General features: G+C 62.4%; 32 protein-coding genes. 13 read left to right on the forward strand and 19 right to left on the reverse strand.

Translation table 11 applies throughout. The annotated features are described in order from the left end of the window. Nucleotides 1-21: 21 nt before the first annotated feature. A complete protein-coding gene (locus MesoLj_RS28250) occupies nucleotides 22-753 on the reverse strand; it encodes a hypothetical protein (RefSeq protein WP_140768854.1) in 732 nt (243 codons plus the stop codon). Nucleotides 754-882: 129 nt separating this feature from the next. Here MesoLj_RS28250 and thrC point away from each other — a divergent pair, with 129 nt between their 5' ends. Genes thrC through MesoLj_RS28270 form a run of 4 tightly spaced genes read left to right on the forward strand, consistent with a single transcriptional unit; the run spans nucleotide 883 to nucleotide 7,090 of the window. After that, nucleotides 883-2,280, forward strand: a complete 1,398-nt coding sequence (gene thrC / locus MesoLj_RS28255; RefSeq protein WP_202323327.1) for a threonine synthase — start codon at nucleotides 883-885, stop codon at nucleotides 2,278-2,280. A gap of 14 nt (nucleotides 2,281-2,294) precedes the next feature. After that, nucleotides 2,295-3,587, forward strand: coding sequence for a M16 family metallopeptidase (locus MesoLj_RS28260; protein WP_140768858.1), 1,293 nt, complete (start codon nucleotides 2,295-2,297; stop codon nucleotides 3,585-3,587). Nucleotides 3,588-3,601: 14 nt separating this feature from the next. Continuing rightward, on the forward strand, nucleotides 3,602-4,198 hold the full coding sequence (locus MesoLj_RS28265) for a GNAT family N-acetyltransferase (RefSeq protein ID WP_202323328.1): 597 nt from the start codon (nucleotides 3,602-3,604) through the stop codon (nucleotides 4,196-4,198). A gap of 3 nt (nucleotides 4,199-4,201) precedes the next feature. Beyond that, a complete protein-coding gene (locus tag MesoLj_RS28270) occupies nucleotides 4,202-7,090 on the forward strand; it encodes an EAL domain-containing protein (RefSeq protein WP_056563918.1) in 2,889 nt (962 codons plus the stop codon). A 315-nt stretch (nucleotides 7,091-7,405) separates the two neighbouring features. On the opposite strand, the gene MesoLj_RS28275 is transcribed toward MesoLj_RS28270, so the two are convergent. After that, nucleotides 7,406-8,014: a YqgE/AlgH family protein gene (locus tag MesoLj_RS28275; RefSeq protein ID WP_056563921.1), complete on the reverse strand. Its 609-nt coding sequence runs from the start codon at nucleotides 8,012-8,014 to the stop codon at nucleotides 7,406-7,408. A gap of 171 nt (nucleotides 8,015-8,185) precedes the next feature. Between MesoLj_RS28275 and MesoLj_RS28280 the strand changes: the two genes are divergently transcribed. The 3 genes from MesoLj_RS28280 (at nucleotide 8,186) to MesoLj_RS28290 (ending at nucleotide 10,120) form a co-directional block, all read left to right on the forward strand. Beyond that, nucleotides 8,186-8,992 carry a protein-disulfide reductase DsbD domain-containing protein gene (locus MesoLj_RS28280; RefSeq protein WP_202323329.1) on the forward strand — a complete coding sequence of 269 codons (807 nt, stop codon included), beginning with the start codon at nucleotides 8,186-8,188 and terminating at the stop codon, nucleotides 8,990-8,992. Between the two features lie 76 nt (nucleotides 8,993-9,068). Next, on the forward strand, nucleotides 9,069-9,551 hold the full coding sequence (locus MesoLj_RS28285; RefSeq protein ID WP_056563927.1) for a peroxiredoxin: 483 nt from the start codon (nucleotides 9,069-9,071) through the stop codon (nucleotides 9,549-9,551). 92 nt (nucleotides 9,552-9,643) lie between these two features. Beyond that, a complete protein-coding gene (locus tag MesoLj_RS28290) occupies nucleotides 9,644-10,120 on the forward strand; it encodes a DUF2938 domain-containing protein (RefSeq protein WP_202323330.1) in 477 nt (158 codons plus the stop codon). Nucleotides 10,121-10,124: 4 nt separating this feature from the next. Here the strand turns inward: MesoLj_RS28290 and MesoLj_RS28295 are convergent, their stop codons facing one another. The 15 genes from MesoLj_RS28295 to coxB all read right to left on the reverse strand — a co-directional run bounded on the left by MesoLj_RS28295 (nucleotide 10,125) and on the right by coxB (nucleotide 21,221). Further along, nucleotides 10,125-10,436 (reverse strand): type II toxin-antitoxin system RelE/ParE family toxin, encoded by a 312-nt coding sequence (locus tag MesoLj_RS28295; protein ID WP_202323331.1) that lies wholly within the window; start codon nucleotides 10,434-10,436, stop codon nucleotides 10,125-10,127. Beyond that, the gene (locus MesoLj_RS28300) at nucleotides 10,426-10,707 is read right to left on the reverse strand and encodes a type II toxin-antitoxin system ParD family antitoxin (protein WP_202323332.1); all 282 of its coding nucleotides are present in this window, start codon (nucleotides 10,705-10,707) and stop codon (nucleotides 10,426-10,428) included. Before MesoLj_RS28300 ends, MesoLj_RS28295 begins: the two co-directional genes overlap by 11 nt. Nucleotides 10,708-10,828: 121 nt before the next feature. Next, nucleotides 10,829-11,407 carry a histidine phosphatase family protein gene (locus tag MesoLj_RS28305; protein WP_202323333.1) on the reverse strand — a complete coding sequence of 193 codons (579 nt, stop codon included), beginning with the start codon at nucleotides 11,405-11,407 and terminating at the stop codon, nucleotides 10,829-10,831. Nucleotides 11,408-11,447: 40 nt separating this feature from the next. Beyond that, entirely contained in the window at nucleotides 11,448-11,981 is a 534-nt protein-coding gene (gene rnhA, locus MesoLj_RS28310) for a ribonuclease HI (RefSeq protein WP_140768876.1), read from the reverse strand. Next, nucleotides 11,978-12,955, reverse strand: a complete 978-nt coding sequence (locus tag MesoLj_RS28315) for a homoserine kinase (RefSeq protein WP_202323334.1) — start codon at nucleotides 12,953-12,955, stop codon at nucleotides 11,978-11,980. The genes rnhA and MesoLj_RS28315 overlap by 4 nt, the downstream gene beginning before the upstream one ends. Nucleotides 12,956-12,960: 5 nt before the next feature. Continuing rightward, on the reverse strand, nucleotides 12,961-13,971 hold the full coding sequence (gene ispH / locus MesoLj_RS28320) for a 4-hydroxy-3-methylbut-2-enyl diphosphate reductase (RefSeq protein ID WP_202323335.1): 1,011 nt from the start codon (nucleotides 13,969-13,971) through the stop codon (nucleotides 12,961-12,963). Between the two features lie 122 nt (nucleotides 13,972-14,093). Next, complete coding sequence (locus tag MesoLj_RS28325) at nucleotides 14,094-14,849, reverse strand: SURF1 family protein (RefSeq protein WP_202323336.1); 756 nt, start codon at nucleotides 14,847-14,849, stop codon at nucleotides 14,094-14,096. Beyond that, on the reverse strand, nucleotides 14,846-15,232 hold the full coding sequence (locus tag MesoLj_RS28330; protein WP_140768882.1) for a DUF983 domain-containing protein: 387 nt from the start codon (nucleotides 15,230-15,232) through the stop codon (nucleotides 14,846-14,848). Before MesoLj_RS28330 ends, MesoLj_RS28325 begins: the two co-directional genes overlap by 4 nt. A 2-nt stretch (nucleotides 15,233-15,234) precedes the next feature. Beyond that, the gene (locus MesoLj_RS28335; RefSeq protein ID WP_202323337.1) at nucleotides 15,235-15,726 is read right to left on the reverse strand and encodes a L,D-transpeptidase family protein; all 492 of its coding nucleotides are present in this window, start codon (nucleotides 15,724-15,726) and stop codon (nucleotides 15,235-15,237) included. Nucleotides 15,727-15,817: 91 nt separating this feature from the next. Then, nucleotides 15,818-16,696 (reverse strand): cytochrome c oxidase subunit 3, encoded by an 879-nt coding sequence (locus MesoLj_RS28340; RefSeq protein WP_202323338.1) that lies wholly within the window; start codon nucleotides 16,694-16,696, stop codon nucleotides 15,818-15,820. A 1-nt stretch (nucleotide 16,697) separates the two neighbouring features. Beyond that, nucleotides 16,698-17,330: a cytochrome c oxidase assembly protein gene (locus MesoLj_RS28345; protein WP_140768888.1), complete on the reverse strand. Its 633-nt coding sequence runs from the start codon at nucleotides 17,328-17,330 to the stop codon at nucleotides 16,698-16,700. Continuing rightward, nucleotides 17,330-17,491 (reverse strand): hypothetical protein, encoded by a 162-nt coding sequence (locus tag MesoLj_RS28350; protein WP_140768890.1) that lies wholly within the window; start codon nucleotides 17,489-17,491, stop codon nucleotides 17,330-17,332. Before MesoLj_RS28350 ends, MesoLj_RS28345 begins: the two co-directional genes overlap by 1 nt. Before the next feature lie 2 nt (nucleotides 17,492-17,493). Next, nucleotides 17,494-18,438 (reverse strand): heme o synthase, encoded by a 945-nt coding sequence (locus MesoLj_RS28355; RefSeq protein WP_202323339.1) that lies wholly within the window; start codon nucleotides 18,436-18,438, stop codon nucleotides 17,494-17,496. A 75-nt stretch (nucleotides 18,439-18,513) separates the two neighbouring features. Continuing rightward, nucleotides 18,514-20,166, reverse strand: a complete 1,653-nt coding sequence (ctaD, locus tag MesoLj_RS28360) for a cytochrome c oxidase subunit I (protein ID WP_140768894.1) — start codon at nucleotides 20,164-20,166, stop codon at nucleotides 18,514-18,516. 38 nt (nucleotides 20,167-20,204) lie between these two features. Then, a complete protein-coding gene (gene coxB / locus MesoLj_RS28365) occupies nucleotides 20,205-21,221 on the reverse strand; it encodes a cytochrome c oxidase subunit II (RefSeq protein WP_181179586.1) in 1,017 nt (338 codons plus the stop codon). Between the two features lie 259 nt (nucleotides 21,222-21,480). Here coxB and MesoLj_RS28370 point away from each other — a divergent pair, with 259 nt between their 5' ends. The 4 genes from MesoLj_RS28370 (at nucleotide 21,481) to MesoLj_RS28385 (ending at nucleotide 24,889) form a co-directional block, all read left to right on the forward strand. Then, complete coding sequence (locus tag MesoLj_RS28370; protein WP_202323340.1) at nucleotides 21,481-22,041, forward strand: invasion associated locus B family protein; 561 nt, start codon at nucleotides 21,481-21,483, stop codon at nucleotides 22,039-22,041. Nucleotides 22,042-22,117: 76 nt separating this feature from the next. Then, nucleotides 22,118-22,585: a YbjN domain-containing protein gene (locus MesoLj_RS28375; RefSeq protein ID WP_202323341.1), complete on the forward strand. Its 468-nt coding sequence runs from the start codon at nucleotides 22,118-22,120 to the stop codon at nucleotides 22,583-22,585. 117 nt (nucleotides 22,586-22,702) lie between these two features. Continuing rightward, nucleotides 22,703-24,115, forward strand: coding sequence for a metalloprotease TldD (gene tldD, locus MesoLj_RS28380; protein WP_202323342.1), 1,413 nt, complete (start codon nucleotides 22,703-22,705; stop codon nucleotides 24,113-24,115). Nucleotides 24,116-24,181: 66 nt separating this feature from the next. After that, nucleotides 24,182-24,889 (forward strand): NAD-dependent deacylase, encoded by a 708-nt coding sequence (locus MesoLj_RS28385; RefSeq protein ID WP_202323343.1) that lies wholly within the window; start codon nucleotides 24,182-24,184, stop codon nucleotides 24,887-24,889. 57 nt (nucleotides 24,890-24,946) lie between these two features. Here MesoLj_RS28385 and MesoLj_RS36430 read toward each other — a convergent pair whose 3' ends face one another. Further along, a complete protein-coding gene (locus tag MesoLj_RS36430; RefSeq protein WP_244735592.1) occupies nucleotides 24,947-25,144 on the reverse strand; it encodes a hypothetical protein in 198 nt (65 codons plus the stop codon). On the opposite strand from MesoLj_RS36430, the gene MesoLj_RS28390 reads away from it, so the two are divergent. Beyond that, complete coding sequence (locus MesoLj_RS28390) at nucleotides 25,137-25,724, forward strand: transglutaminase-like cysteine peptidase (RefSeq protein WP_446720340.1); 588 nt, start codon at nucleotides 25,137-25,139, stop codon at nucleotides 25,722-25,724. The two genes, MesoLj_RS36430 and MesoLj_RS28390, sit on opposite strands and share 8 nt — an antisense overlap. Before the next feature lie 164 nt (nucleotides 25,725-25,888). Here the strand turns inward: MesoLj_RS28390 and MesoLj_RS36680 are convergent, their stop codons facing one another. Then, nucleotides 25,889-26,014, reverse strand: coding sequence for a hypothetical protein (locus MesoLj_RS36680; RefSeq protein WP_274534531.1), 126 nt, complete (start codon nucleotides 26,012-26,014; stop codon nucleotides 25,889-25,891). Between MesoLj_RS36680 and MesoLj_RS36435 the strand changes: the two genes are divergently transcribed. Then, complete coding sequence (locus MesoLj_RS36435; RefSeq protein WP_244735183.1) at nucleotides 26,013-26,201, forward strand: hypothetical protein; 189 nt, start codon at nucleotides 26,013-26,015, stop codon at nucleotides 26,199-26,201. The two genes, MesoLj_RS36680 and MesoLj_RS36435, sit on opposite strands and share 2 nt — an antisense overlap. Nucleotides 26,202-26,203 lie beyond the last annotated feature (2 nt).

Raw genomic sequence — 26,203 nt, forward strand, 5'->3', positions numbered from 1 at the left:
GCACGCTGTGTCCATGGCCGCTCAGTTCGTCGCGGCGGCCTTCTTCCTGTGGGTCTTCTTCGGCTTGTCGGTCGTCCCCTTCGGCGCGGTTTCGTCATAGCCGGCATAGGCCTGATAGTCCTGCGCCGTCGGCGCCGGCACCACGATATTGGAATCGGTGAAGACGAACTGGGTGGCGACCGAGGGATCGGTGACCTGGACCTGATACTGGTGGATCTGCGAGTAGAGCACGTCGGTGCCGTGCATCACCGCGGTGCGGATCGGCATGGTGATGGTGCCGGGCGAGAACTTGGGTCCCGGCACGATCTTGCCGGCGACCGCTATCTTCATCGTCATCTGCCCGTCGGATCGGCTGCAGTCGCGGGTCACGTCGGCAATCGACGCCTGGTAAATGATCCTCGCCGAATCGTCGGGCGGAGTGGCAGCAGCGGCGTCGGCAGCAGCCTGGGCAGCGGCATCCGCCGCGGCGTCGCCTGTCTTCTTGACTTTGGGCTTGGCCTTCTTGACCTCGTTGGCATAGGTGTTGAAGAAGGCCGTACCGTCGCGCACCGTCACCCTCGGGCAATAGGCGTTCAACTGGCTGGCCAGGACCTTGGGATCCTGCGGCGGCGGTGGCGCTGCCGGGTCCTTCTTCTTGCCGAAGCCGAGGTCAAGGATGCCATTGTCGCCCGATTGGCAGCCGGCGGCGGCGAGCATAAAGCCGGTGAGCGCAAGACCCGCCAAAAAGCGGCCACGTGATGTACGAAACGCCATGAAACTGCACTTCCCTCTCGTAAAGCTGGTGACGTATATCAACGGCGCGGCAAAAATGCGACTGGAGCCGGCACAGAAATTAACCACCTTGTGGTGAACGGAAGAGCCGAGCAGCAACGGGACTGAGACATGCAATATGTGAGTACGCGCGGCGAGGCGCCCGCGCTTGGATTTTCCGATGCCGTGCTGGCTGGCCTGGCCCGCGATGGCGGGCTCTACGTACCACGCGAGTGGCCGCATTTCTCGGCGGCCGACATCCGTGCCATGCGAGGCCTTGCCTATCCCGACCTTGCCATACGCGTGCTGACGCCGTTCCTTGGCGGCGAGATCGCAGCGCCGGTCTTCGAACGCCTGGTGCGTGAAGCCTATGCCACCTTCCGCCACGAAGCGGTCTGCCCGCTGGTCCAGACCGGCCCCAACACGTTTGTCCTCGAACTCTTCCATGGGCCGACGCTGGCGTTCAAGGACGTGGCAATGCAGTTGCTCGCCCGGCTGATGGACCATGTGCTTGCCGAACGCGACCAGCATGCCACCATCGTCGGCGCCACTTCAGGCGACACCGGCGGCGCGGCCATCGACGCCTTTGCCGGGCGCAGCCGGACCGACATCTTCATCCTTTTCCCGCATGGCCGCGTTTCGCCGGTGCAGCAGCGGCAGATGACGACGTCGAAGGCTGAAAACGTCCATGCGCTGGCGATCGAAGGCAATTTCGACGACTGCCAGGGCCTGCTCAAGGACATGTTCAACGACCACGCTTTCCGCGACCGGGTGGCGCTGTCGGGGGTCAACTCGATCAACTGGGCCCGCATCATGGCCCAGATCGTCTACTATTTCTCCTCGGCCCTGTCGCTCGGCGCACCGGACAGGCCGGTGTCGTTCACGGTGCCGACCGGCAATTTCGGCGATATCTTTGCCGGCTATGCCGCCAAGAAGATGGGCCTGCCGATCGAACGGCTGGTCATCGCCACCAACGACAACGACATCTTGGCCCGCACCTTCGCCACCGGCGAATACCGCACCAAGGGCGTCTTCGCCACCACCTCGCCATCGATGGATATCCAGGTGTCGTCGAATTTCGAACGCCTGCTGTTCGAGGCCTCGAACCGTGACGCGGCGACCGTGCGGCGCTACATGGATGGCCTGAAGCAGTCCGGCGCCTTCACTATTGAAGCCCGCGAAATCAATGGGATGCGGTCCGAATTCGACGCCGGCCGTGCCACAATGGACGAGGTCGCCGCCACCATCCGCTCGACGCTCGCGGCCAGCAACTATCTTCTGGATCCGCATACCGCGGCGGCCGTGCATGTCGCGGCCGGCAAAGCATCGGGCGCCGTGCCGATGGTGGTGCTGGGCACCGCCCATCCGGCAAAATTTCCGGCAGCCGTCGAGGCCGCCAGCGGCGTCTCGCCCGCCCTGCCCGCATGGCTAGGTGGATTGATGACATTTGAGGAAAAATACACGGTACTTCCATCCGACCTGAAAATGGTGGAAGATTACGTCAGTCGCCGCGCGCGGGCGGCGCGTTAGGGAGTACGAGCCATATGGGTGTTGAGGTAAGCCGTCTGTCGAACGGCCTGACAGTCGCCACCGAAACCCTTCCAAGTATCGAATCGGTTGCCTTGGGTGCCTGGGTCAAGTCCGGCGCCCGCAATGAACGCGACGAAGAGCATGGCATGGCCCATCTGCTCGAGCATATGGCGTTCAAGGGCACGAAGCGGCGGACGGCCTTCGAAATCGCTTCGGAAATCGAGGATGTCGGCGGCGAGATCAACGCCGCCACCAGCGTCGAGACCACGTCCTATTACGCCAGGGTGCTGTCCGACGACGTGCCGCTGGCGGTCGACATCCTTGCCGACATCCTGCAGGAGTCCGAATTCGACCCGCAGGAACTCGAACGCGAGCAGCATGTGATCCTGCAGGAGATCGGTGCCGCGCACGACACACCAGACGATATCGTCTTCGACCGTTTCACCGAGACGGCCTTTCGCCACCAGACAATCGGCCGCTCTATCCTGGGCACGCCGGAAACCGTCAAATCCTTCACTTCCAAGCAGTTGCACGATTTCATCGAACGCCAATACGGCGCCGAGCGGATGGTGATCGTGGCCGCAGGCGACATCAAGCACGACAATTTCGTGCGCGAGGTCGAGAAGCAGCTCGGCGGCTTTCGCAGCAAGGCCGACAGCACCATTCCGCAATATGCGCAGTATGTCGGCGGCGATTTCCGCGAAGACCGCGACCTGATGGACGCGCAGATCGTGCTGGGCTTCGAGGGCCGCGCCTACCATGTGCGCGACTTCTACGCCTCGCAGGTGCTGTCGATGATCCTCGGCGGCGGCATGTCGTCGCGCCTGTTCCAGGAAGTCCGCGAGAAGCGCGGCCTCTGCTACTCGGTCTATGCTTTCCACTGGGGCTTTTCCGACACCGGCATCTTCGGCGTCCACGCCGCGACCGGCCAGAGCGACATTGCTGAACTGGTACCAGTCATCATCGACGAACTGCAGAAGGCCGGAGAGAGCATCCTGCAGGAAGAGCTCGACCGGGCGCGCGCCCAGTATCGCGCCGGGCTGATCATGTCGGCGGAAAGCCCGGCCAGCCGTGCCTCGCAGATCGCGCGGCAACTGCTCTTGTTCGGCAGGCCGATCGCCAAGGAGGAATTGATGGAGCGCCTCTCGGCGCTGACGGTGGAGCGGCTGACCGACCTGTCGTCGCGAATGTTCTCGACCAAGCCGACGCTTACCGCTGTCGGGCCCGTGGGTACGCTGGCGCCATATGAGGCGATTCTCGATTCGCTTCCGGGCACCCAGACCACGGCCCGCAGGCTCGCCGTCTAAGTCCCCAAAGCGTCGTGTTCGCGCTCCCTTTCTTTCGCCGTGACCTGCCGGCGCTGAAGGGTAACCTCGTTACGCTTCGCGTTCCATACACCAATGACTACCGTGAATGGTCGACGTTGCGCGGCGAAAGCCGGGCATTCCTGGAGCCGTGGGAGCCGCGCTGGACGCCCGACGAACTCGACCGCACGGCATGGCGCCTGCGCATCTCCCGCTACCGCGAGGACTATGCGCAAGGGACCGCGATCGCCTTCTTCATCTTCGAGAAGTCGAGCGGCAAGCTGGCCGGCGGAATCACGCTCGGCAACATACGCCACGGTGTCTCGCAAAGCGGCCATGTCGGCTACTGGATCGGCGAGCGCTTCGGCGGTCGCGGGCTGATGACCGACGCGGTCAAGGTCGTGGCCCGCTTTGCCTTCGATACGCTGAGGTTGCACCGGATCGAAGCGGCCTGTATTCCCGACAATATCCGGTCGGTCCGCGTGCTTGAAAAAGCCGGATTCCGGCGCGAAGGACTCTTAAGATCCTATCTCAGGATCAACGGCATCTGGCAGGACCACTACCTCTACGCCCGGATCGCGGACGATCCGCCGAGCGCTGGAACGAAGGACTGATTTTTGACGAATTTCCTGCGCAACGGGCCGCTGTTCGCCTTTGTCCTCGCGGCAATCCTGACGCTGTGCGCGGCATCGTCGGCCTTTGCCGTCGAACCGATCAAGATTGCCCGCGACGACGTCGCGCTCGACCTGTCGCGCGCCTTCGAAATCTACCGCAACCAGGGTGAGAACTTCCAGGTGTCGACGGCCCCCGGGCCAGACGGCATCGTGCGGCGCATCGAGGTCGAGGCCAATGACGCGCGCTCGACCGGCGACTGGGCGGTGTTCGCGCTGGCCAACACCACCGACCAGCAGCTCGACAGGCTGATCGTGGCGCCGCATTTCCGCCTGGTCAATTCCGGCATCTTCTGGCCCGATCTTGGCGCCACCCGCATTGCCGCCATCACGCCCAGCGAGGGCTTCGCGCTCGACCGCCAGACCAGCCCCGACGCCGATGTGTTCCGGGTGACGCTGAACCCGGGAACGGTGATCACCTTCATCGCCGAGCTCGCCTCGCCCAAGCTGCCGCAGGTGTATCTCTGGGAGCCGGAAGCCTACAAGGACTCGGTCAACTCCTATACGCTGTTTCGCGGCATCGTCATCGGCATCGCCGGTCTGCTGGCACTGTTCCTGACCATCCTTTTCGTGGTCAAGGGGACCTCCATGTTCCCGGCGACCGCAGCCCTTGCCTGGGCGGTGCTTGCCTATATCTGCGTCGATTTCGGCTTCCTCAACAAGGTCATCGAGATTTCGCCCGGCAATGAGCAGATGTGGCGAGCTGGAACGGAGGTGGCGCTTGCGGCAACCTTCGTGGTGTTCCTGTTCGCCTATCTCAACCTCAACCGATGGCACGGCCATTTCAGCTATGGCGCCCTGGTCTGGATCCTTGGGCTGCTCTTGATCGCCGGTGTCGCCATCGTCGATCCGGCGGTCGCCGCCGGCATCGCCCGTATCTCCTTTGCCGCCACCGCGTTGACCGGGCTCGGGCTGATCATCTTCCTCGGGATACGCGGCTATGATCGCGCGATCATGCTGGTGCCCAGTTGGGTCATGGTGCTGTTGTGGCTATGCGGGTCGTGGATGGCGATCACTGGCATGCTCGACAACGACATCGCCCAGCCGGCGCTCGGCGGCGGGCTGATCCTGATCATCCTGTTGATCGGCTTCACCGTCATGCAGCACGCCTTTGCCGGCGGTGCGCTGCATCAGGGACTGTTCTCCGACCTCGAACGCCAGGCGCTGGCGGTTGCCGGGTCGGGCGACACGGTGTGGGACTGGGACGTTCTGCGCGACCGCGTGGTCACCAAGCCCGATGTCAGCATCCAGCTCGGCCTGGCGCCCAACAGCCTGGGGGGTGCGGCGCGCAACTGGCTGCCGGTGCTGCATGCCGACGACCGCGACACGTTCCGCACGACGCTCGACGTGGTGCTGGAGCATCGCCGTGGCCGGGTGGCGCAGAATTTCCGCCTGCGCGGGGCCGATGGACATTACCACTGGTTCGCCCTGCGCGCCCGCCCCGTCATCGGATCGGATGGCGAGGTCATACGCTGCGTCGGCACCATGGTCGACGTCACCGAGCAGAAGAAGTCCGAGGAGCGGCTGCTGCACGACGCCGTGCACGACAACCTGACCGGTCTGCCGAACCGCGAATTGTTCATGAACCGCCTGGAAGCGATCATCTCGATCGCCCGCACCGAAGAGAAAGTGCGTCCGACCGTCTTCGTCATCGACATCGACCGCTTCAAGCAGGTCAATGACGGGCTCGGCATCTCGGCCGGCGACACCATCCTGCTCACCATAGCGCGCCGCCTGCACCGGCTGCTCAAGCCGAAGGATTCACTGTCGCGCTTCGCCGGCGATCAGTTCGCGCTGATGCTTTTGTCCGAACAGGACCCTGCCCGCATCGCCGGTGTGGCCGATGCCATCAAGCATGCGATCAACAACCCGATCACCTTTGCCAAGCGCGAGATCGTGCTGACCGCCTCGATCGGCCTGATCACCTGGACATCGGCGCAGACCTCGGCTGAGGACATGGTCAAGGACGCCGAGCTTGCCATGCACCAGGCCAAGCGTTTTGGGGGCGACAGGATCGAGCCGTTCCGCCCGGCTTTCCGCACCGTCGGAACCGACCGGCTGCAATTCGAATCCGATTTGCGGCGTGCCATAGAACGGCGCGAATTCACGCTGGCCTACCAACCGATCGTGCGCCTGGAAGATGGCAGCGTTGCCGGCTTCGAAGCCTTGCTGCGCTGGGATCATCCGCGTCGCGGCATGATCCCGCCGGCGGACTTCATCCCAGTCGCCGAAAGCTGCGGGCTGATCGTGCAGCTTGGGCTGTTCGCCATGCAGCAGGCGGCCGAGGATCTCGCTGGATGGCAGAAGCAGATCGGCGATGCGCCGCTGTCGGTCTCGGTCAACCTGTCCAGCCGTCAGCTCATCCGCCGCGACCTGGTCAGCGATGTCCGCTCGGTCATCGCGCGGGCCAATCTGAAGCCGCGCTGCTTCCGGCTCGAACTCACCGAGTCCCTGGTCATGGACAATCCAGAGCAGACCGCCCATGTGCTGACCAAGCTGAAGCAACTCGGCATCGGCCTGTCGCTGGACGATTTCGGCACTGGCTATTCCTCGCTCGCCTATCTGACGCGTTTCCCGTTCGACACCATCAAGATCGACAAGAGCTTTGTCGACGACAACACGCCCAAGCGCGCTGTCCTGCTCAAATCCATGGTCAACATGGCGCATGAACTCGGCCTGTCGGTGGTTGCCGAAGGCATATCGGACGAGCGCGACGCGCTGGAACTGCGCCAGATGGGTTGCGAATACGTCCAGAGCTTCATGTTCGGCGCGCCGATGCCGGGCGACCAGGTGCTGAAGACGTTGAAGGAGCAGTATCCGCTGACGCAGGCGTGATGGGTTCAGGCCCCCCCTTGCATGTAGCGGAAGCCTCAGTGATTAGCGGAGATGCATACCGCTTCGTCATCCTAGGGCGAAGCAGGAGCGAAGCTCCGTCGTGAAGACCCTAGGATCCATTCCGTGAACTCGATCGTAGGGCGCAGCGGCGCAGAATTCTGTACCGTTTTCAACGCCTTGATGTCGCGGCATGGATCCTAGGGTCTGCGCCGCGTCGCTTCGCTCCTTGCTTCGCCCTAGGATGACGAAGTCGGGGAGGCCTCGGCTAATCTCGAAGGTTGCGAAGGTGAGGCTCAACTGGCGACGACGACGAACTCAGGCGTGTCCGGCGGCGAGGCTGAGGTGCGCCAGATCGATGCCGATCGAGGCGAGAATTCGATCGTATTTGCGCTCGATATCGGCGTCGAACAGAAGCCCAGGGCTGGCCGGGCAGGTCAGCCAGCCATTCTCGGCGATCTCGGTTTCCAGTTGGCCGGCGCCCCAGCCCGAATAACCCAGTGCCATCAGCGCATGGCGCGGGCCGCGGCCCGACGATATGGCGCGCAAAATGTCGACCGTCGCCGTCAGGCAGATATCGTCGGAAACGGTCAGCGACGATTCCACGCGATAGTCGCCGGAATGCAGCACGAAGCCCCGGCTGCGATCGACAGGGCCGCCATTGCGCACGACGAAATCGCGCGCCTGCGCCGGCAGGCGGATCGCCTCCTGCTCGTTCATGATGCCGAGTTGCACAAGAAGATCCGGAAACAGCATCTGCTGTGTCTGGTTGATGATCAGGCCCATCGCGCCTTCATCGCTGTGCGCGCAGATGTAGATGACCGAGCGCGTGAAACGGTCGTCCTTCATGCCGGGCATGGCAATCAGGAACTGATCGTCGAGGAAGCCGCGTCCAGCGGCCGTCTTCTTGTGGCGCAACAAATCCATGGCACGGAGGGTACCGTGTTTCCCGGGCGCCGAAAAGATGCGCCGCGCCGGATTCGACCAAAGCCCATGTTGCCGGTGGGGCCTGGCTTGCCATCGGGGGTCACGCAAATATGATGCCGGCAAGGCCATGAAATCATTGCACCGCCACGAACGGACGATCAAATCACCGCCATGCAAAGCTTGAAAATCCTGCTGCTCGGCGCCGCCATCGGATCGGCGACCGTCCTCCCCGCCTCCGCTTCCTCATCCGCCTGGTACAACAGCGAAGGCGGCAAGGTGCGGCTGGTGACATCAGGCAAGCCGGACGAAACCGGCCGCATCCAGGGCGTGCTCGACATAGCGCTCAAGCCCGGCTGGAAGACCTATTGGCGCGATCCGGGTGACGCCGGCGTGCCGCCGCAACTCGACGTTTCGGCCAGTACCAATATCGCCGATGCCACCCTCTCGTTTCCGGCACCCCAACGCCACGACGATGGTTATGGCAAATGGGCCGGTTACAATTATCCGGTTTCGCTGCCCGTGACATTCACGCTGGCGACGCCGAACCAACCGGCGGTCATCGACGCCGATATCTTTCTCGGCATTTGTGAAACGATCTGCATCCCCGTGCAGACACGGCTGACCGTCGACCCCACTTCCGATCCCGACAATGCCGACGACGCAGCCTTGGTGAAGGCGAGTTTCACGGCCCTGCCGGCGCCGGCAAAGCCTGATTTCGGCATCAACGTGCTGCCGGGCGATCACGAGACACTGGTTGTCGAGGCAAGCTTTCCCGGTGACCCGGAGGCGGCGGATTTCTTTGTCGCCGGTGAGCGGGACTATATGTTCGGCACCCCTTCCCGCAGCGAGAAGGACGGCAAGCTGATCTTCACCGTACCGATCCTCGACCGTCCTTCGACAACACCCACGGATGGCGGGCTTCACTATACGCTGACGAGTTCGGCGGGCGCGGTCGAAGGACTGCTGCCTTTCCCTTGATGCCTCGATGGTTGCAGGAAGCCGCCGAGTTCGCTACGCAAGCACGCACTCTTCCCATTCCCCAAGCGAGGAACTCATGACCATTTCCGTTGGCGACAAGCTGCCCGAGGCGACCTTCAAGACAATGACCGCCGATGGCGCCAAGGCGATCACGTCAGCCGAGATTTTCCCGGGCAAGAAGGTGGTTCTGTTCGGTGTTCCCGGCGCCTTCACGCCGACCTGCAGCAACAACCATCTGCCCGGCTATCTCGAAAACCATGACGCCATCCTGGCGCGTGGCGTCGACACCATCGCAGTCGTTTCGGTCAACGACGTTCATGTCATGGGTGCCTGGGCCCGTTTCACCGGCGGTGAGGGCAAGATCCTGTTCCTCGCCGACGGCAACGGCGATTTCGCCAAGGCGGTCGGCCTCGATGCCGATTATTCCGGTGGCGGCATGGGCCTGCGCTCGAAGCGGTTTTCGATGGTCGTCGACGACGGCAAGGTGACCGCGGTCAATGTCGAGACCAAGCCCGGCGTCGACGAATCCGGCGCGGCTCATATTCTCGGACAGCTCTGAGCTTCGACGATCGGTTCGGGCGAGGCCGCGACGGCTGGCCTCGCCCGAACCGCTTGCACTCCAGAACGGCGGATTTTCGGGGGATCCCAACAATGTTTGACGTCTTCTGGCGCGCAGTCGCGATTGGCATCGGCGCCACCGTCCTGATGGATGTCTGGGCCTTCTTCCTGCACAAGGCATTCGGCCAGCCGAAGCCGAATTGGGGACCGGTCGGGCGCTGGGTCTGGCATCTCGGTGACAAGGTCTTTCACGATGATATCGGCGATGCAGCGCCCTACGCGCACGAAGTGGCGCTGGGCTGGGCCTTCCATTATTTCGTCGGCATCGTCTACGGCATCATCCTGATCGTGGTGGCTGGTGCGGGCTGGCTTGCCGCGCCGACCTTCCTGCCGGCCTTCATCCTCGGCATCGTCACCGTCGGTGCCGGCTGGTTCCTGCTGGCGCCCGGCATGGGAGCGGGATGGGCAGCCTCGAAGCGACCCAATCCCATGCGGATCCGGGCGCTCAACCTGGTCTCGCACACAGTGTTCGCGCTCGGGCTTTGGGGCACCGCGCTGCTGATCCGCTAGACAGCTAGAACAGACGGTTCAGATCTCGCCGCCCGTCCACCACACGGACTATTTCAACCGACTCGACTGGGCCGTCATCAGTGTCCGGAATCGTTTCGTAAAGCAGTACAAAAGGCGCCTCCACCAGCATTCGTGCGGAAGGCCTGATGTCCGGTCGTCTAACACCCATTCGGGGCTGGTCTGCCAGTTGCATGGCCCGCGCTTCCAGCCGATCATAATATCGATCGGCCGCCCGTATGTTTTCGCTGCCTATCGTCACGTAGATGTCAATCAGGTCCGCCCTGGCCGCGGGTGACCAGAGCAGCCTAACGGCCATTCGGCGAGGCTTGCGTCAGCTTTTGCCGAGCTTCCTTCCGCAACGCGTCGAAATCCACAGGCTCCGATCTCCCGCTCGCCTTGCCTTCATCCCACAACCGCCTCAACTGGCGGATATCGTCATGACGCAGTTCGCGTTTTGCCAGCCAATCCCGCACCGCTTCACGCACAATTTCGCTTGCCGTGGCATACTCGCCCGCTTCCACAGCCTCTCGCATGAGGGCTGCCTGTTGCGGGGTTACAGCGACGCTCATTTTTTCAACGTTTGCCATTCTGCGTCCTTATGCATTGCTCCATGGTAGGAAATATTACTCCCATCCATATCCTCGATCAACGGCAACACCGCCAGAGGAGCCTAGCCTGGGCCCTATGCATACGCTCGCCGGGCGCCGGTCAAGGCAGCCTGTCGATCGGCCGCCATCCGTGGGCAATCTGACGCGCGCCGATATCGTAGGCAAAATAATTGCCGCCGCCCGCCGGCTGATCCGCGTCGCGGCTGATTTCCCGCCCACTGAGGGAGAGGAGGAGGAGCGTTCCCACGCCTCCATGGCCCACAATAGCAATGTCGCCAGCGTCATGGGTGCCGAGCACGGCGCGGACCTCGCTCACGATACGATGCTGCGCATCAATTGCCCGCTCCCACCCGCGAACGCTTTTATACGGATTGGCGAAGAACTCGTTGGCGACCGCTTCGAACTCCAGCGGCGGCAGGAAACCTGTCGCCGACCGGTCATTCTCATGCGTCCGTTCCCTCACCTCGACGGCAAGGCCGACATGGCTTGCGAGGATCTCAGCGGTTTCCATCGCCTTGCGTTCAGCGGAAGATACGATGCGCCGGATCGATCCGACCCACGGTTGATCGAGCATCACAATCGCTCGTGCACGGCCAAAATCGGATAGGCCCCATTCCGGCACGGGAACGGTGGCATCGACCTGAACCTGGGGATGCGTCACATAGTAGAGGATCGGCATGATCGAGGTTGCTGCCTGGGCACGGACCAGTTGCCGGAAATCAATAGCTCTGTGTCGAACGACGCGCTTTCGTGGCCGGCGGCTGTTTTGCCTGGACATCCGGCCTCGGCGCTGACCCCGCCGGCTTGAAGGAACCTTTCTTGAACGGCGCCATGCCTTCCCTGGCCAACTCGTCGGCGCGTTCGTTCTCGGTATGGCCGGCATGGCCCTTGACCCAGTTCCAGGTGACCTTGTGGCGCCGGTTGGCTTCGTCGAGCGCCTGCCACAGTTCACCGTTCTTGACCGGCTTCTTGTCGGCGGTCTTCCAGCCGTTCTTCTTCCAGCCATGGATCCATTTGGAAATGCCGTCCATGACATATTTGCTGTCGGTGTGAAGCTCGACCGTGCAAGGCTCCTTCAGCGCATTGAGCGCCGAGATGGCGGCCAGCAACTCCATGCGGTTGTTGGTCGTTTCGGCCTCGCCGCCCGAAAGTTCCTTGGTCGTGCCGTTGAAGCGCAAGATCGCACCCCATCCGCCAGGGCCAGGATTGCCCGAACAGGCGCCGTCGGTGAAGATTTCAACCTGTTTGCTCATGATACCCCGTATTCGGCCAACCCATATTCCGAAGCAGATTTGATCGCCCGATGGAAGCGCATCCGTCTGATGTATTCGGTCGGATCGCGCTTCATGACCAGGCCACCATCGGGAACGGTGAGCCAGTCGTAGAGCCGGGTCAACATGAACCGCAACGCCGAACCGCGCGCCAGCATTGGAAGTGCTGCTTTTTCCTGATCGCTCAGGGGCCGCACGCTCTGATAGCCGGCGAGCAATGCCTTGCCTTTGGTGAGATTGAAGGAAAAGTCCTTCTCGAAACACCAGGCGTTGAGGCAGGTGGCGACGTCGTAGGCGTAGAGATCGTCGCAGGCGAAATAGAAGTCGATCAGGCCGGAGAGCTTTTCGCCGAGGAAAAAGACATTGTCCGGAAACAGATCGGCATGGATGATGCCTGCCGGAAGACCCTTCGGCCAGTTCCCCTCGAAATCGGCGAAGTCGGCATCGACCTCGGCCGCCAAGCCCGGCTCAACCTCGTCGGCCCGGCCGCGCGCTGCGGTCCACAGCTTGCGCCAGCCGTCGATGGCGAGCGCGTTGGGACGGGTCATCGAAAAATCGGCACCGGCCACATGCAGGGCGGCCAGCGCCTTGCCGACCTCGGCGCAATGCGTGGCTGTCGGCCGTCGCAGCGAAAGCCCTTCCAGGAAAGTGATGATGACCGCCGGGCGGCCGGCAAGTGTGCCGATGACGCTGCCGTCATGCGCTGTCACCGGCAGCGGGCAGGACACCCCCTTGTTGGCGAGATGGCCCATCAGCCCAAGGAAGAACGGCAGGTCCGCCTTCTCGACGCGCTTCTCATAGAGCGTCAAAATGTAGGAGCCGGTGGAGGTGTGCAGCAGGAAGTTCGAATTCTCGGTGCCTTCGGCGATGCCCTTGTAGGACAGGAGATCGCCGACCGGGTAGTGCTTCAGGAAAGCGCCGAGTTCGCCCTCCGCAACATCGGTGTAGACCGCCATGTGCCTTACGCGGCTCCATTGACGAAGGCCATGTCGGCCGGCGTCAGTTCGACATCGCGCAATACCCGCATGACCGGAAAATCCTCTGTTTCGGTGGCCGTGATGGCCAGGTCGATGGTGACATCGAAGCGCTGGCGGAACGCGTCGATGATCTCGTCGACGATGATCTCCGGCGCCGATGCCCCCGCCGACAGGCCAAGGGTCGAAATGTTGCCGATGTCATTCCACGGAATCTCGGCGGCGCGCTGCACGAGAAGCGACATCCTGGCGCCGGCACGCTCGGCGACCTCGACAAGGCGGCGCGAATTGGAGGAATTCGGGGCGCCGACGATGAGGTAGAGATCAGCCCCGGGTGCGGTGTCCTTGACCGCTTCCTGGCGATTGGTGGTGGCGTAGCAGATCGACTCCGCCGCGGGCGCCTGAAGGTCGGGAAAACGGTCCTGCAGCGCACGGATGATGCCGGCGGTGTCCTCGACCGACAGCGTGGTCTGGGTGACGAAGCCAAGCGCCTTCGGATCGTTCGGCACAAGCCTGGCCGCATCGGCCTCGGTCTCGATCAGCGTAACCGCGCCCTCGGGCAATTGCCCCATCGTGCCGATCACCTCCGGGTGCCCGGCATGGCCGATCAACAGCACATGGCGGCCAAGCCGCTGATGGCGCATCGCCTGCTTGTGGACTTTCGAGACCAGCGGACAGGTGGCGTCGAGATAGAATAGGTTGCGCGCCTGCGCGTCCGCCGGCACCGATTTGGGCACGCCATGCGCCGAGAAGACGACCGGCGACTGCCGATGCTCGGGCGGGATTTCGGAAAGCTCCTCGATGAAGACGGCGCCAAGGCTTTGCAGTCCTTCGACGACGTAGCGGTTGTGCACGATCTCGTGGCGGACATAGACCGGCGCGCCATATTTCTTCAGCGCCAGCACGACGATCTGGATGGCACGGTCGACGCCGGCGCAGAAACCGCGAGGCTGGCAGAGCCGTATCGTCAGAGGAGGCTTGGCGATTGTCTGAAGCATTGAATCCTGGCCGGTTCGTCAGCGCCGAAATGAGGTGCCTACCCCTGCTCTGTCAAGGGCGTCGGTCGAAAGGGGGGCATCGGTAGAAAGGGGGCCTCGGTAGAAAAGGGCGTCGGTCGCGTTCATTCCTCTTTCGCGGGACGGCGAAGCCGCAGGATGAGCACGGCTGCGAGTGCCGCGGCAAGCCCATACCAGGTGACAGCATATTGCAGATGGCTGTTCGGCAGGTCGATGATGGTCACGCCTCCGATCGGCAGACCACCGGGATTCGGCGTCTTGTCCGCATCGATGAAGATCGGCACCAGCGTGAACCCGGCCGGCAGGCCGGCGCTCGCCGCCATGACGTCGCGGTCCTTCCAGTAGAAGATGTTCTTCGCCACGTCATTGTCGGGAAGCATCATCGACGGTTTTGCCGGCAGCGGATTGCGAGCGAGCCCGGTGATCGTGACCTTGCCGGTCACCTGTCCCTTGGCGCGCTTGGCGGCGTCCTTGAGGTCGTAGGGGATGAAGCCGCGATTGATCAGCACGAAGCGGCCGTCGTCGAGGGCCAGCGGCGTGTAGACGTTGAAGCCGGCCTCGCCTTCCCAGGTCGCGTAGAAATGCCGCTCGCCCGAATGCAGGAACGTGCCGGAGACCGTGACCGGCGTGTAGTCGACGTCGCCGGTCGAGGCGAATTCCTTCTCGACCTCTGCCAGCGGCACAGGCGCCGAGTGCGTGCGTCGATCGATGGTCTGCAGAAGGCCTTCCTTCCAGTGCAGGCGCTGGACCTGCCAGGTGCCGAGCGCCAGAAGGATCAAGAGCAGCAGCAGGCCAAGGCCGAGCAGCAACGCCGATCGTGGCCGCGAACGGCCGCGATCCTTGACGGAGGCCTCGCTCATTCGCTGTGGTCCAGCCGGCCTTCGGCCGCCTTGTTGGCATATTGCAGGGTGAGCAGCACACCCTTGATCAACCGCAGCGCCGTCAGGCACAGCACCAGGGCCAGCGGAATCCATATCAGCAGATGCAGCCAGAGCGGCGGGCTCAGCGTCACTTCGACCCAGAGAGCCAGGCCGACGATGATGAAGCCGATGATCAGGATGACGAAGACCGCCGGCCCGTCGCCCGCATCGGCGAAGGAATAGTCGAGGCCGCAGTTGATGCAGCGCTTGCCGACGGTGAGGAACCCGGAAAACAACCGCCCCTCGCCGCAGCGTGGGCAGCGGCCATGCAGGCCGGCCGAAATCGGATCGATCGGAGGCCATATCGCCTTGTCGTCATTCATGGTTATTTCTCGATCTCGATCGGTGTCCCATCGGTCACCATTGCCCAGATTTCGTCCATGTCGGAATCCGTAACGGCAATGCAGCCATCGGTCCAGTCGACCAATTGAAGCAGCCAGCCCCACCAGCCGAAGCCATTTGGCTGGCCATGGATTATGATCATGCCGCCAGCATCGACATTGCGCGCCTTCGCGGCCGCCAGATCCTCGGCATTGGGATAGGAGATGTGAATCGACTTGTGCGCGATGCTGTTGGGGTTGCGCCAGTCGAGAACATAGCGGCCCTCGGGCGTACGCTGATCGCCCTCCTGGCGTTTGTGGCCGAAGGGATCTCCACCGAGCGCGACGCCGTAGCTGCGCAGGACCTTGCCGTCACCGACCAGTTCGAGCCGCCGTTCCGCCTTGCGGACACGCACCAGATCGACCTTCTCGGCCGCGAGGACCGGGAATGCCAGGAGAATGAATGCACAAATCGCCCAGGGAACTGTCCGCCGCATCGGCAACCGATCGGCGATCATTGCGCCGAAAAGAAGAAGGCGGCCCGTCGCCGTGGCCGCCTTCCTGAAATCCAAATGCTGAAGGCCCGGCTCAGTGGCCTTCGATCACCGCGCCGACCGATCCCCAGACATAGATCGATGCAAACAGGAACAGCCAGACCACGTCGACGAAGTGCCAGTACCAAGCGGCCGCCTCGAAGCCGAAATGCTGCTTGGGGGTGAAGTCGCCCTTCATCGCCCGGATCAGGCAGACCAGCAGGAAGATGGTGCCGATGATGACATGGAAGCCGTGGAAGCCGGTCGCCATGAAGAAGGTCGCGCCGTAGATGGAATCCTTGAAGCCGAACGGAGCGTGCATGTACTCGTAGGCCTGGACCATGGTGAACAGCATGCCGAGGCCGACCGTCAACACCAGGCCGTTGATCAGCCCCTTGCGATCGCCATGGATGAGCGAATGATGCGCCCAGGTGACCGTGGTGCCGGACAGGAGCAGGATGATGGTGTTATAGAGCGGCAGGTGGAAGGGATCGAGAACCTCCATGCCCTTCGGCGGCCAGACCCCACCGGTAAATGCCTTGCGCGCGTAGTTCTGTGCCTCGCCGGCAAAAAGGCTGGCGTCGAAATAGGCCCAGAACCAGGCAACAAAGAACATCACCTCCGAGGCGATGAACATGATCATGCCGTAACGCAGGTGCAGCGACACGACCCGTGTGTGATGCCCCTCATGCGCTTCCTTGATCGTGTCCGACCACCAGGCGAACATGGTGTAGAGCACGATCACCAGGCCGATGAAGAACAGCCACGGATTGGCGATGTTGAAGCCGAAGATCGGGAAGGATCCACCCTTCAGATATTCCATCAGGGCGACACCGCCAAAGGCCATGACGAGCGCGCCAATCGAGCCCAGGAAAGGCCACGGGCTCGGGTCGACGAGATGATAGTCGTGATGTTTTGCGTGCGCGTCTGCCATATCAACCCCCGAGATTTGCTTCGGTATCTGAAACTGTCTTGCTGTTGCCCTTGGCCGGCTCCGAGGAGGCGACCGGCTTGTTCTTCTCGACCGGGAACATCGTGTAGGACAGCGTGATCGTCTTCACGTCCTTCAGTTCCGGCACATTCACGATATCGGGGTCCACATAGAACAGGACCGGCATGTCCAGCGTCTCGCCGGGCTTCAGCGACGTATCGGTGAAGCAGAAGCACTCGACCTTGTTGAAGTAAGGACCCGCCAGTTCCGGCTGCACGTTGAAGGTGGCGCGGCCGGTAACGGGGCGATCGAACTTGTTGGTCGCCTGATAGTGCGCCTGCACCGTCTCGCCGATCTTCATGGTTATCGAACGCTGGACCGGCTGGAACTCCCACGGCACGCCGGCAATATTGGCGTCGAAGCGGACGGTGATCTCACGGTCGAGCACGCGGCCGGCGTACTGCTTCTCGACACGTTGCGTCGTGCCGCCATAGCCAGTCGCCTGGCAGAACATCTTGTAGAGCGGCACGGCGGCATAGGCCATGCCGATCATGCCGGTGAAGAAGGCAAGGCAAACTGCCGCGACGATGCGGTTGCTGTTTTTGCCGGCCGTCTTTCTAGGCGTCTCGACGCTCATCACATCTTGCCCGACAAATTGTGGCCGAACTTCACGATCGTCGCGATGTAGAAAATGACGACCAGCACCGCCAGCGCAACGCCTATGGCGATGGATCGGCTGCGCTGGGCCTTCCTCTGGCGATCGGTCAAGGTGACAGTCTCGAGCTTTTCCTCGACCATGATCATGCTCCACCCATGGCAAGCGCGCGTTCGACAACGCTGTCGGCCAGGTAGGCAGCGAAGATGGCGAAGAGATAAAGCAGCGAATAGGCAAACAGCGCCTTGGCCGGCTTCATGGCGCGGTCATCGTCGGCCATGCCGAGCACTTTCCAGGCGTACCAGACAAAGCCGAGCCCGAGCAGTATGGCGGCCACGCCATAGAAGGGCGTGGTGTAGCCGAGCACCCACGGCAGCACGCCGACCGGGGCCAGCACCAGCGCATAGGCGAAGATCTGACGGCGGGTCGACGCCTGGCCGGCGACATTGGGCATCATCGGGATGCCGGCGCGCTCATAGTCCTCGGACTTGAACAGCGCGAGCGCCCAGAAATGCGGCGGCGTCCACAGGAAGATGATCAGGAACAGGATGATGCTTTCGAGGCTGACCGAGCCGGTCACCGCGGCCCAGCCTATGACCGGCGGGATCGCGCCGGCCGCGCCGCCGATGACGATGTTCTGCGGCGTCCAGCGCTTCAGCCACATCGTGTAGACGACGGCGTAGAAGAAGATGGTGAAGGCCAGCAGCGTCGCCGACAGCCAGTTGACCAGCACGCCGAGCGTCATCACCGACAGCACCGAGAGCACCAGGCCGAAGCTGAGCACCTCGTGCGGCTGGATGCGGCCGGACGGCACTGGACGGCTGGCCGTCCTGGTCATGACCGCGTCGATGTCCGCGTCGTACCACATGTTGAGCGCGCCAGAGGCGCCGGCACCGATGGCGATCGAAAGGATGGCGATCACCGCCAGCAGTGGATTGATGGTCACGGGTGCGGCGACCAGCCCGACGAAGGCTGTGAACACCACCAGCGACATGACGCGCGGCTTCAGCAGGGCGAAGAAATCGCCCGCCGTCGCTTCCGACATGCGGAAGCCCGCTTCGTCAATGCTGGTTTCGTCGACTAGGGCCATGCGTACTCAAGTCCATCATTCCGTTGGCCAAAACCGCCGGCGGGCCGGCGGTTTCGTGTTCGAGCGGGAGCCGCCTTACTTGATTTTCGGCAGCTGCTCCCACTGGTGGAACGGCGGCGGCGAAGGCAGCTGCCATTCGAGCGTGGTGGCGCCCTCACCCCATGGGTTGGCACCGGCGATCCGCTTCTTCTGGAAGGCTTCGAACACGCCGTAGAGGAAGATCACCACACCAACGGCCGAGATATAGGAGCCGATCGACGACACATAGTTCCAGCCGGCAAACGCGTCCGGATAGTCGATGGTGCGGCGCGGCATGCCAGCCAGGCCAAGGAAGTGCTGCGGGAAGAAGATCAGGTTCACGCCGACAAAGGTGACCCAGAAATGGGTGTTGGCGATGACAGGCGAATACATGTAGCCGGTCATCTTCGGGAACCAGTAGTACCAGCCGGCGAAGATCGCGAACACCGCGCCCAGCGACAGCACGTAGTGGAAGTGGGCGATGACGAAATAAGTGTCATGCAGCGAACGGTCGAGACCGGCATTGGCCAGCTGGACGCCGGTGACGCCACCGATGGTGAACAGGAAGATGAAGCCCAGTGCCCACAGCATCGGCGTCTTGAAGGAGATCGACCCACCCCACATCGTTGCGATCCAGGAGAAGATCTTCACGCCCGTCGGCACCGCGATGACCATGGTGGCGAAGACGAAGTAGCGCTGCGTGTCGAGCGACAGGCCGGTCGTATACATGTGGTGCGCCCACACGATGAAGCCGACGGCGCCGATCGCGACCATGGCATAGGCCATGCCGAGATAGCCGAACACCGGCTTCCTCGAGAAGGTCGAGACGATATGGCTGATGATGCCGAAGCCCGGCAGGATCAGGATGTACACTTCCGGATGGCCGAAGAACCAGAACAGATGCTGGAACAGCAGCGGATCGCCGCCATTGTCCGGCGCGAAGAAGGCCGTGCCGAAATTGCGGTCGGTGAGCAGCATGGTGATGCCGCCGGCCAGAACCGGCAGGGACAACAGCAGCAGGAAGGCGGTGACCAGCACCGACCAGGCAAACAGCGGCATCTTGTGCAGCGTCATGCCCGGAGCGCGCATGTTGAAGATGGTGGTGATGAAGTTGATGGCACCGAGGATCGACGAGGCACCAGCGATGTGGATCGACAGGATCGCCAGATCCATGGCCGGCCCGGGCTGACCCGAGGTCGACAGCGGCGGATAGAGCGTCCAGCCACCGCCGACACCGTAGGCGCCAGGCGCGCTCGGCACGAACATCGAGGTGAGCAGCAGGATGAAGGCCGGAGGCAACAGCCAGAAGGAGATGTTGTTCATGCGCGGGAACGCCATGTCGGGAGCGCCGATCATGATCGGCACCATCCAGTTGGCGAAGCCGCCGATCAGGGCCGGCATGACCATGAAGAAGATCATGATCAGCGCGTGCGCGGTGGCAAAGGCATTGTACATGCTCTTGCCGCCATCGATCGCGGCGTCACCGTTCATGCCGTAGACCATCTGCGCCAGACCGCTGAAGATCTGGATGCCAGGCTCCTGCAGTTCCATACGGATGGCAACCGACAGGGCGCCGCCGATAATGCCGGCCATGATCGCGAAGATCAGGTAGAGCGTACCGATGTCCTTGTGGTTGGTCGAATAAACCCAGCGCACCCAACCGTGATAAGGCTTGTGGTCGTGCCCGTCGTGAGCTGCAGCGTCTGCCATGTTCCGCTCCGTTCCCTAAATCTTGCTAACCCGCGGCATCAATTGCCGGCGGCCGCTACCTTGTTCTGGCCTTCGACCTCGGCCATGAGCGTCTTGTTGGCGCCGGGCAGGTCGGTCTTGGCTGCCGCCAGCCAGGTCTTGAACTGCGCATCCGAGACGACACGAATGGCGATCGGCATGAAGGCATGGTCCTTGCCGCAAAGCTGCGAGCACTGGCCATAATAGAGACCTTCCTTCTCGGCCTTGAACCAGGTCTCGTTGGTACGCCCCGGAATGGCGTCGATCTTGATGCCGAAGGACGGCATGGCGAAGGAGTGGATCACGTCGGTCGCGGTGACAAGCACGCGCGTCATCGTGTTGACCGGCACCACCAACTCATTGTCGACGGCGAGCAGCCGGGGATAGACCTTGCGATCCTCCTTGCCCGCCTTGGCGCGATCGCCATCCTGGAGAATGGCCGAATTGAAGGAAAGCGTGTTGTCGGTCTGGTACTCGTAATCCCAGTTCCACTGGTTGCCGGTCGCCTTGACGGTCAGCTTGGCTTCTTCCGGCGGAGTGTACTGCGCGGTCAAGAGCTGGAACGAGGGAATGGCAAGGCAGAGCAGGACCACGACCGGTCCAACAGTCCAGATCACCTCGATCAGCGTGTTGTGGCTGGTCTTGGAGGGGACCGGATTTGCGCTCGCGCGGAATTTCACGATGCAGTAGGCGAGGAGAAGCAGCACCAGAACGGTGATCGGGACGATGAACCACATCGTGTAGTTTCCGAACCACTCGATCTGCCGCATCATATCGGTCGCCGGCGCCTGGAAGGTCGTCTCCCACGCCACGGGCTGATCGGCATGGGCGGATGTGCCGGCAAAAATCGTGGCAGCGGCACAAGCACTCAGAAACTTGGCACTTGCTAGAAACCTGGCGCCAGCTAGGAAATTTCTCATCGCCCTCTTCGTCTCCCAGTTCCTCGCGGCTGCGCCAACGAGAATAACGAACAATGCCGGGACGGGAATCCCGACAGTCTCAAGGTGGTTCAAACCATACTCTTTTTCCCTCCGCAAGAAAGGAGCGGAGGAAACTGTGCGGCATTTTTGCGCGCAAGCTGGCACGGCTCTTCCGCGGCGGCGTGCGCGGCGGCGAATCGCGGATGTTCGGCGGGTCGCCCGCCTCATGCCGGCGGAACGCGCGAAGCGTCGTAATTCAGGCAAAATTGGCAGGGAAAAGCGCTGTATTGCCTGTTTCGGGACAGTTCGGACGCGGTCACGTCCTTTACTTGGCATTGGCGCGGCTTAAAGTGCCGTGATTCGCAATGGAGCCGTCATGAACTCTTGGCTTTCGAGACTGAGGCACACGAGACCGGGGCTTTCGACAGCCCTGGCGAAGGTCATGTTTCTCGCCGTCCTGTCCACAGCCGGTCTGTTCGTCGCGAATGAGGCCGATGCGGCCCAGCCGAGCGGCACGGTGCGCTCGACGCATGGCGCCTGGTCGATCATCTGCGACACGCCCGCCGGCGCGACCTCCGAGCAATGCGTCATGATGCAGAATGTCGTTGCCGAGGATCGTCCGGAGATGGGGCTGTCGGTGGTCGTGCTGCGCACCGCCGACAACAAGGCCGAGATCCTGCGCGTGCTGGCGCCGCTCGGCGTGCTGTTGCCCAACGGGCTCGGCCTCAACGTCGACGGCAAGGATATCGGCCGCGCCTATTTCGTGCGCTGCTTCCAGGACGGCTGCTACGCCGAGGTCATTCTGGAAAAGCCCCTCCTCGACACGCTGAAGACCGGCACGTCGGCGACGTTCATCGTCTTCCAGACACCTGAAGAAGGCATAGGCATCCCTGTCGATCTCAAGGGATTTGCCGAGGGTTTCGCCGCCCTTCCCTGAGAGCAGGACGCTTGCGAGGAAACCGGTCCTGACGCAGAATTCCCCAGGGATGAGGGTTTTGGCGGTGGGGGTAACAATGCGCTCGTTTTCCTGGCTTCTATCCACTGGTCTGGTTCTGACGGGCGCGGTTTCCGCTGCGTGGGCTGAAGATACCGAAATCATCACGTCGCCTGATCCGGCCGCAATTCTCGACATTGCCAAGGGTTACGGCTCGGCCAAGCTCGACAAGGACGACGGTGGCGACCCCATGGTCTCCGGCCGGCTCCAAGGCATGAAATATGTCATCTACTTCTATGGCTGCGAAAACCACGAGAAGTGCAAATCCATCCAGTTTTCCTCGGGATACACCGATGCCTTCACGGCCGAGCAAGCCAATGCCTGGAACAAGAAGTATCGCTGGGTCAAGGCGTTTTCGGGCGACGGATCCAACTTCAAGATGGATGTCAGCTTCATCGGCGGCATAACCAAAACCAATCTTGAAGAACAGTTCTCGAACTGGGATTCAATGACCACCAACATCAAGGACTTCATCAACCAGAAGTGACGCCGGCGGCCTGTCGGCGGCCGCATTTGCCCTCATGGCGCGTCGGGACGATTGTCTCGGCGCGGCTTCGCGCCTACATCGTGGGAAACAAGCTCTCTTCCCACGAATGGATGCGCCATGAACAGCCTGATCGGCCAATTCGACATTTCAGACGATCGTATCAAGCAGATCGTTGCCGACACCATAAACGGCGCCGACGACGGCGAACTGTTTCTCGAATACAGCGAGAGCGAAGCGCTGATGTTCGACAATGGCCGGTTGAAGACCGCCAACTTCAACACCGACCAGGGCTTTGGCCTGCGTGCGGTCGCCGGTGAAGCCAGTGGCTACGCTCATTCGAGCGACCTCTCCGAGGCCTCGCTGCTGCGCGCCGCTGCTGCCGTTGCGACCGTCAAGGGCGGCTATTCCGGCATGCTTGCCACTCCGCCCGCCCGCACCAACCGCCATCTCTACGGCGACGAGAACCCGATCCCCTCGCCTTCCTTCGAGGCCAAGGCAAAGCTGTTGCAGGAAATCGACGCCTGGCTGCGCGCCGAGGATCCGCGCGTGCGCCAGGTGACGGCCTCGCTCGCCGCGTCCTGGCAGCATGTCGAGATCGTACGCGCGGACGGTCAGGTGGTGCGCGATATCAGGCCTCTGGTCCGCATCAACGTCTCGGTCGTGGTTGGCGACGGCGACCGCCAGGAAAGCGGCTCCTACGGCATGGGCGGACGCAAGGCCTTTGGCGAATTCCTGATCGAGGACAGTTGGAAGCATGCCGCCAGGGAAGCGCTCCGTCAGGCGCTGGTCAATCTCGAGGCCATTCCCGCCCCGGCCGGTACATTCGACATCGTGCTGTCCAGCGGCTGGCCGGGCGTCATGCTGCACGAAGCCGTCGGGCACGGGCTGGAAGGCGACTTCAACCGCAAGAAGACTTCGGCCTTCGCCGGCCTTTTGGGCCAGCAAGTCGCCGCCAAGGGCGTCACCGTGGTTGACGACGGCACAATCCCGGAGCGGCGTGGCTCGCTCACCGTCGACGACGAAGGCACGCCGTCAGCCCGCAACGTGCTGATCGAGGACGGCAAGCTGGTCGGCTACATGCAGGACCGGCAGAATGCCCGGCTGATGGGCATGAAGGCCACCGGCAACGGAAGGCGCGAGGGCTACGCGCACCAGCCGATGCCGCGCATGACCAACACCTACATGACTTCTGGCGACATGGAGCCGGACGAGATCATCGCCTCGGTCAAGAACGGCATCTATGCCGTCTCCTTCGGCGGCGGCCAGGTCGACATCACTTCGGGCAAATTCGTGTTCGGCTGCACCGAGGCCTACATGATCGAGAACGGCAAGGTAACACAGCCGATCAAGGGGGCGATGCTGATCGGCAATGGGCCTGATGCCATGCACCGCGTCTCGATGGTCGGCAACGACATGAAGCTCGACAATGGCATTGGCATGTGCGGCAAGGCCGGACAGGGCGTGCCGGTCGGCGTCGGCCAGCCGCATCTCAGGATGAACCAGATGACGGTCGGCGGCACAAGGGTTTGAGGCCTTGGAGCCGTTTCGGTAACATCATCGGCCAAAGTGATGTTTCCGAATGCAGGCGGCCCGACTATGCCCAGATCAAGGATCGTCATCCTGACAGGTGCCGGCATTTCGGCGGAATCGGGCGTCGCGACCTTTCGCGATCCCGACGGTGTCTGGGCGAAATTCAACCTCGAAGACGTTGCGACGCCGGAAGGTTTTGCCCGCGATCCCGCCAAGGTGCAGGACTTCTACAACATGCGCCGGCGACAAATGGACAGCGTCGAGCCGAACGTGGCCCATGCGGCACTGGCGAGGCTGGAACGCGAAGTCCGAGGCGACATCCTCCTCGTCACCCAGAACATCGACGATCTGCATGAGCGCGCCGGCTCGCGAAACCTGATCCATATGCATGGAGAACTCGGCCGCGCGCTTTGCCAGGACTGCGGCGCAAGCAGCGTCTGGGCCGCCGACATCGCCGTTCAATCCGGATGCCCAGCCTGCGGTGCGAAGGGACGGTTGCGGCCTGATGTGGTCTGGTTCGGCGAGATGCCTTACCGCATGGAAGAGATCGGTGAGGCGTTGACGCGTTGCGATCTGTTCGTGGCGATCGGAACGAGCGGCAGTGTCTATCCGGCGGCGGGTTTTGTCGAAGAGGCGCGCGCCGCCGGCGCCTTGACGATCGAACTCAACCTGAAATGCGCCGGCTGGGCCTCCCGCTTCGACGACCAGATGGAAGGACGGGCGACGCAAGTGGTGCCTGCCTTCGTCGAACGTATTCTCTCGGCGACAGGCTGACGCTGACGTTTTCCGGCCTGAATCCTGGCCGGCACCTTGAAGTGAACACAATCCAAGTTAGGAAATTGTTAAGTGTTTAACTGCCTGGGCTGCATTTGCGCACGAACGCAGCACCAGTTCCCTCGTTGCGGTGGTGGTTTTGGCAATGCGGCATTCCTCCGTCCTGACCTCGTCTATCCTGCTTGGCTTCGTTTCGTTGATCGGTGCGACGTCGCTGCAAGTCAGCCCGGCGGCGGCGCAGTCGACCTTGTTCAAGCGAATATCGACGCGACCATCCACGGATGGGTCACTCTCCGCCGCCGTTGGCGGCTCCACCAGCGTCCCCTACGGTTGGATCGATTTCTGCCATCGCCGACCAAAGGAGTGCAAGGTGCCCGCTCTCCCGGCCGCCAGCGTCAAGCTGACCGCGCAGAACCTGCGCACCCTCGAGCGGATAAATCAGAAGGCGAACAGGTCCATCAAACCCGTCAGCAATTTCGACCACTGGGGCACGATGACGGACCACTGGGATTACCCGGTTGACGGCAAGGGCGACTGCAAGATCTACGCACTCTACAAGCGCAAGCTTCTTCAGGAGGCTGGATTTCCCCGGCAGGCGCTGCTGATGACGGTGGTGCACGACCTTGACAATGAAGGCCACACCATCCTGACTGTGAAAACCGACAAAGGCGATCTGGTCCTCGACAATCTGGTCGACGAGATCAGGCCCTGGAACGCAACAGGCTACTATTTCCTGAAACGGCAGTCGCAGCAGAACCCGAATGTCTGGGTGTCGATCAACCAGCGAGGTGGCACGCCGAAGGCCATCACGAATGTTGCCAAGCTCGTGAACTGAACAGCCTGGCGATCCGGCCATCCAGGCGTTTGGTGGGTTTCATCCGCCCTTGATCTGGCCCAGGCGAACAGATCTCAGACGGAAACCCGGTTCACATTTTCTGGAATTGCCGCCAGCCTTGCTGGCAGGCTGGCGGCGAAACCTTCACCCGCGAAGGCGGCTGATCAGCCGGCCTTGCCGCCGTTCTTCTTGCAGTCGGCCCGGAACTTCTCGCGTGCCTTGCCGTGCAGCTTCTGGGCATCGGCAAGCGCGGAACATTGCTTCGAAATCGCGGTTTTCTCAGGCGTCATGGCAGTCGTCTTTGCCTTCTTCGCGGGGGCGGTCGTTGTGGTGGCCGGCGCCGTCATGGTCGCTGCCGTCGTCGCTGCCGCGGCAGCTCCCGTCGCAATGAACCCGGCCAGGGCGATGGACGTCAGAACGCTTGCAATCCTCATTGTGGTCACTCCCTTTGGCACCCCACCCGACATCGACTGGTAACA

The sequence above is a fragment of the Mesorhizobium sp. 113-3-9 genome, from assembly GCF_016756515.1.
Classification (GTDB): domain Bacteria; phylum Pseudomonadota; class Alphaproteobacteria; order Rhizobiales; family Rhizobiaceae; genus Mesorhizobium.

Bases quoted from the DNA above. Each gene is read 5' to 3' on its own strand.
- MesoLj_RS28340 (WP_202323338.1), bottom strand. From the start codon at position 16,696: ATGGCAGACGCGCACGCAAAACATCACGACTATCATCTCGTCGACCCG.
- MesoLj_RS28305 (WP_202323333.1), bottom strand. From the start codon at position 11,407: ATGCCGATCCTCTACTATGTGACGCATCCCCAGGTTCAGGTCGATGCC.
- MesoLj_RS36680 (WP_274534531.1), bottom strand. From the start codon at position 26,014: ATGACGCCTGAGAAAACCGCGATTTCGAAGCAATGTTCCGCGCTTGCC.
- MesoLj_RS28295 (WP_202323331.1), bottom strand. From the start codon at position 10,436: ATGGCCGTTAGGCTGCTCTGGTCACCCGCGGCCAGGGCGGACCTGATT.
- MesoLj_RS28275 (WP_056563921.1), bottom strand. From the start codon at position 8,014: ATGGATTTGTTGCGCCACAAGAAGACGGCCGCTGGACGCGGCTTCCTC.
- rnhA (WP_140768876.1), bottom strand. From the start codon at position 11,981: ATGAGCAAACAGGTTGAAATCTTCACCGACGGCGCCTGTTCGGGCAAT.
- MesoLj_RS28260 (WP_140768858.1), top strand. From the start codon at position 2,295: ATGGGTGTTGAGGTAAGCCGTCTGTCGAACGGCCTGACAGTCGCCACC.
- MesoLj_RS28370 (WP_202323340.1), top strand. From the start codon at position 21,481: ATGAACTCTTGGCTTTCGAGACTGAGGCACACGAGACCGGGGCTTTCG.
- MesoLj_RS28385 (WP_202323343.1), top strand. From the start codon at position 24,182: ATGCCCAGATCAAGGATCGTCATCCTGACAGGTGCCGGCATTTCGGCG.
- ctaD (WP_140768894.1), bottom strand. From the start codon at position 20,166: ATGGCAGACGCTGCAGCTCACGACGGGCACGACCACAAGCCTTATCAC.
- MesoLj_RS28290 (WP_202323330.1), top strand. From the start codon at position 9,644: ATGTTTGACGTCTTCTGGCGCGCAGTCGCGATTGGCATCGGCGCCACC.
- MesoLj_RS28315 (WP_202323334.1), bottom strand. From the start codon at position 12,955: ATGGCGGTCTACACCGATGTTGCGGAGGGCGAACTCGGCGCTTTCCTG.
- ispH (WP_202323335.1), bottom strand. From the start codon at position 13,971: ATGCTTCAGACAATCGCCAAGCCTCCTCTGACGATACGGCTCTGCCAG.
- MesoLj_RS28355 (WP_202323339.1), bottom strand. From the start codon at position 18,438: ATGGCCCTAGTCGACGAAACCAGCATTGACGAAGCGGGCTTCCGCATG.
- MesoLj_RS36435 (WP_244735183.1), top strand. From the start codon at position 26,013: ATGGCAGTCGTCTTTGCCTTCTTCGCGGGGGCGGTCGTTGTGGTGGCC.
- MesoLj_RS28330 (WP_140768882.1), bottom strand. From the start codon at position 15,232: ATGAATGACGACAAGGCGATATGGCCTCCGATCGATCCGATTTCGGCC.
- tldD (WP_202323342.1), top strand. From the start codon at position 22,703: ATGAACAGCCTGATCGGCCAATTCGACATTTCAGACGATCGTATCAAG.
- MesoLj_RS28345 (WP_140768888.1), bottom strand. From the start codon at position 17,330: ATGAGCGTCGAGACGCCTAGAAAGACGGCCGGCAAAAACAGCAACCGC.
- MesoLj_RS28250 (WP_140768854.1), bottom strand. From the start codon at position 753: ATGGCGTTTCGTACATCACGTGGCCGCTTTTTGGCGGGTCTTGCGCTC.
- MesoLj_RS28285 (WP_056563927.1), top strand. From the start codon at position 9,069: ATGACCATTTCCGTTGGCGACAAGCTGCCCGAGGCGACCTTCAAGACA.
- MesoLj_RS28350 (WP_140768890.1), bottom strand. From the start codon at position 17,491: ATGGTCGAGGAAAAGCTCGAGACTGTCACCTTGACCGATCGCCAGAGG.
- MesoLj_RS28300 (WP_202323332.1), bottom strand. From the start codon at position 10,707: ATGGCAAACGTTGAAAAAATGAGCGTCGCTGTAACCCCGCAACAGGCA.
- thrC (WP_202323327.1), top strand. From the start codon at position 883: ATGCAATATGTGAGTACGCGCGGCGAGGCGCCCGCGCTTGGATTTTCC.
- MesoLj_RS28280 (WP_202323329.1), top strand. From the start codon at position 8,186: ATGCAAAGCTTGAAAATCCTGCTGCTCGGCGCCGCCATCGGATCGGCG.
- MesoLj_RS28375 (WP_202323341.1), top strand. From the start codon at position 22,118: ATGCGCTCGTTTTCCTGGCTTCTATCCACTGGTCTGGTTCTGACGGGC.
- MesoLj_RS28325 (WP_202323336.1), bottom strand. From the start codon at position 14,849: ATGAGCGAGGCCTCCGTCAAGGATCGCGGCCGTTCGCGGCCACGATCG.
- MesoLj_RS28335 (WP_202323337.1), bottom strand. From the start codon at position 15,726: ATGCGGCGGACAGTTCCCTGGGCGATTTGTGCATTCATTCTCCTGGCA.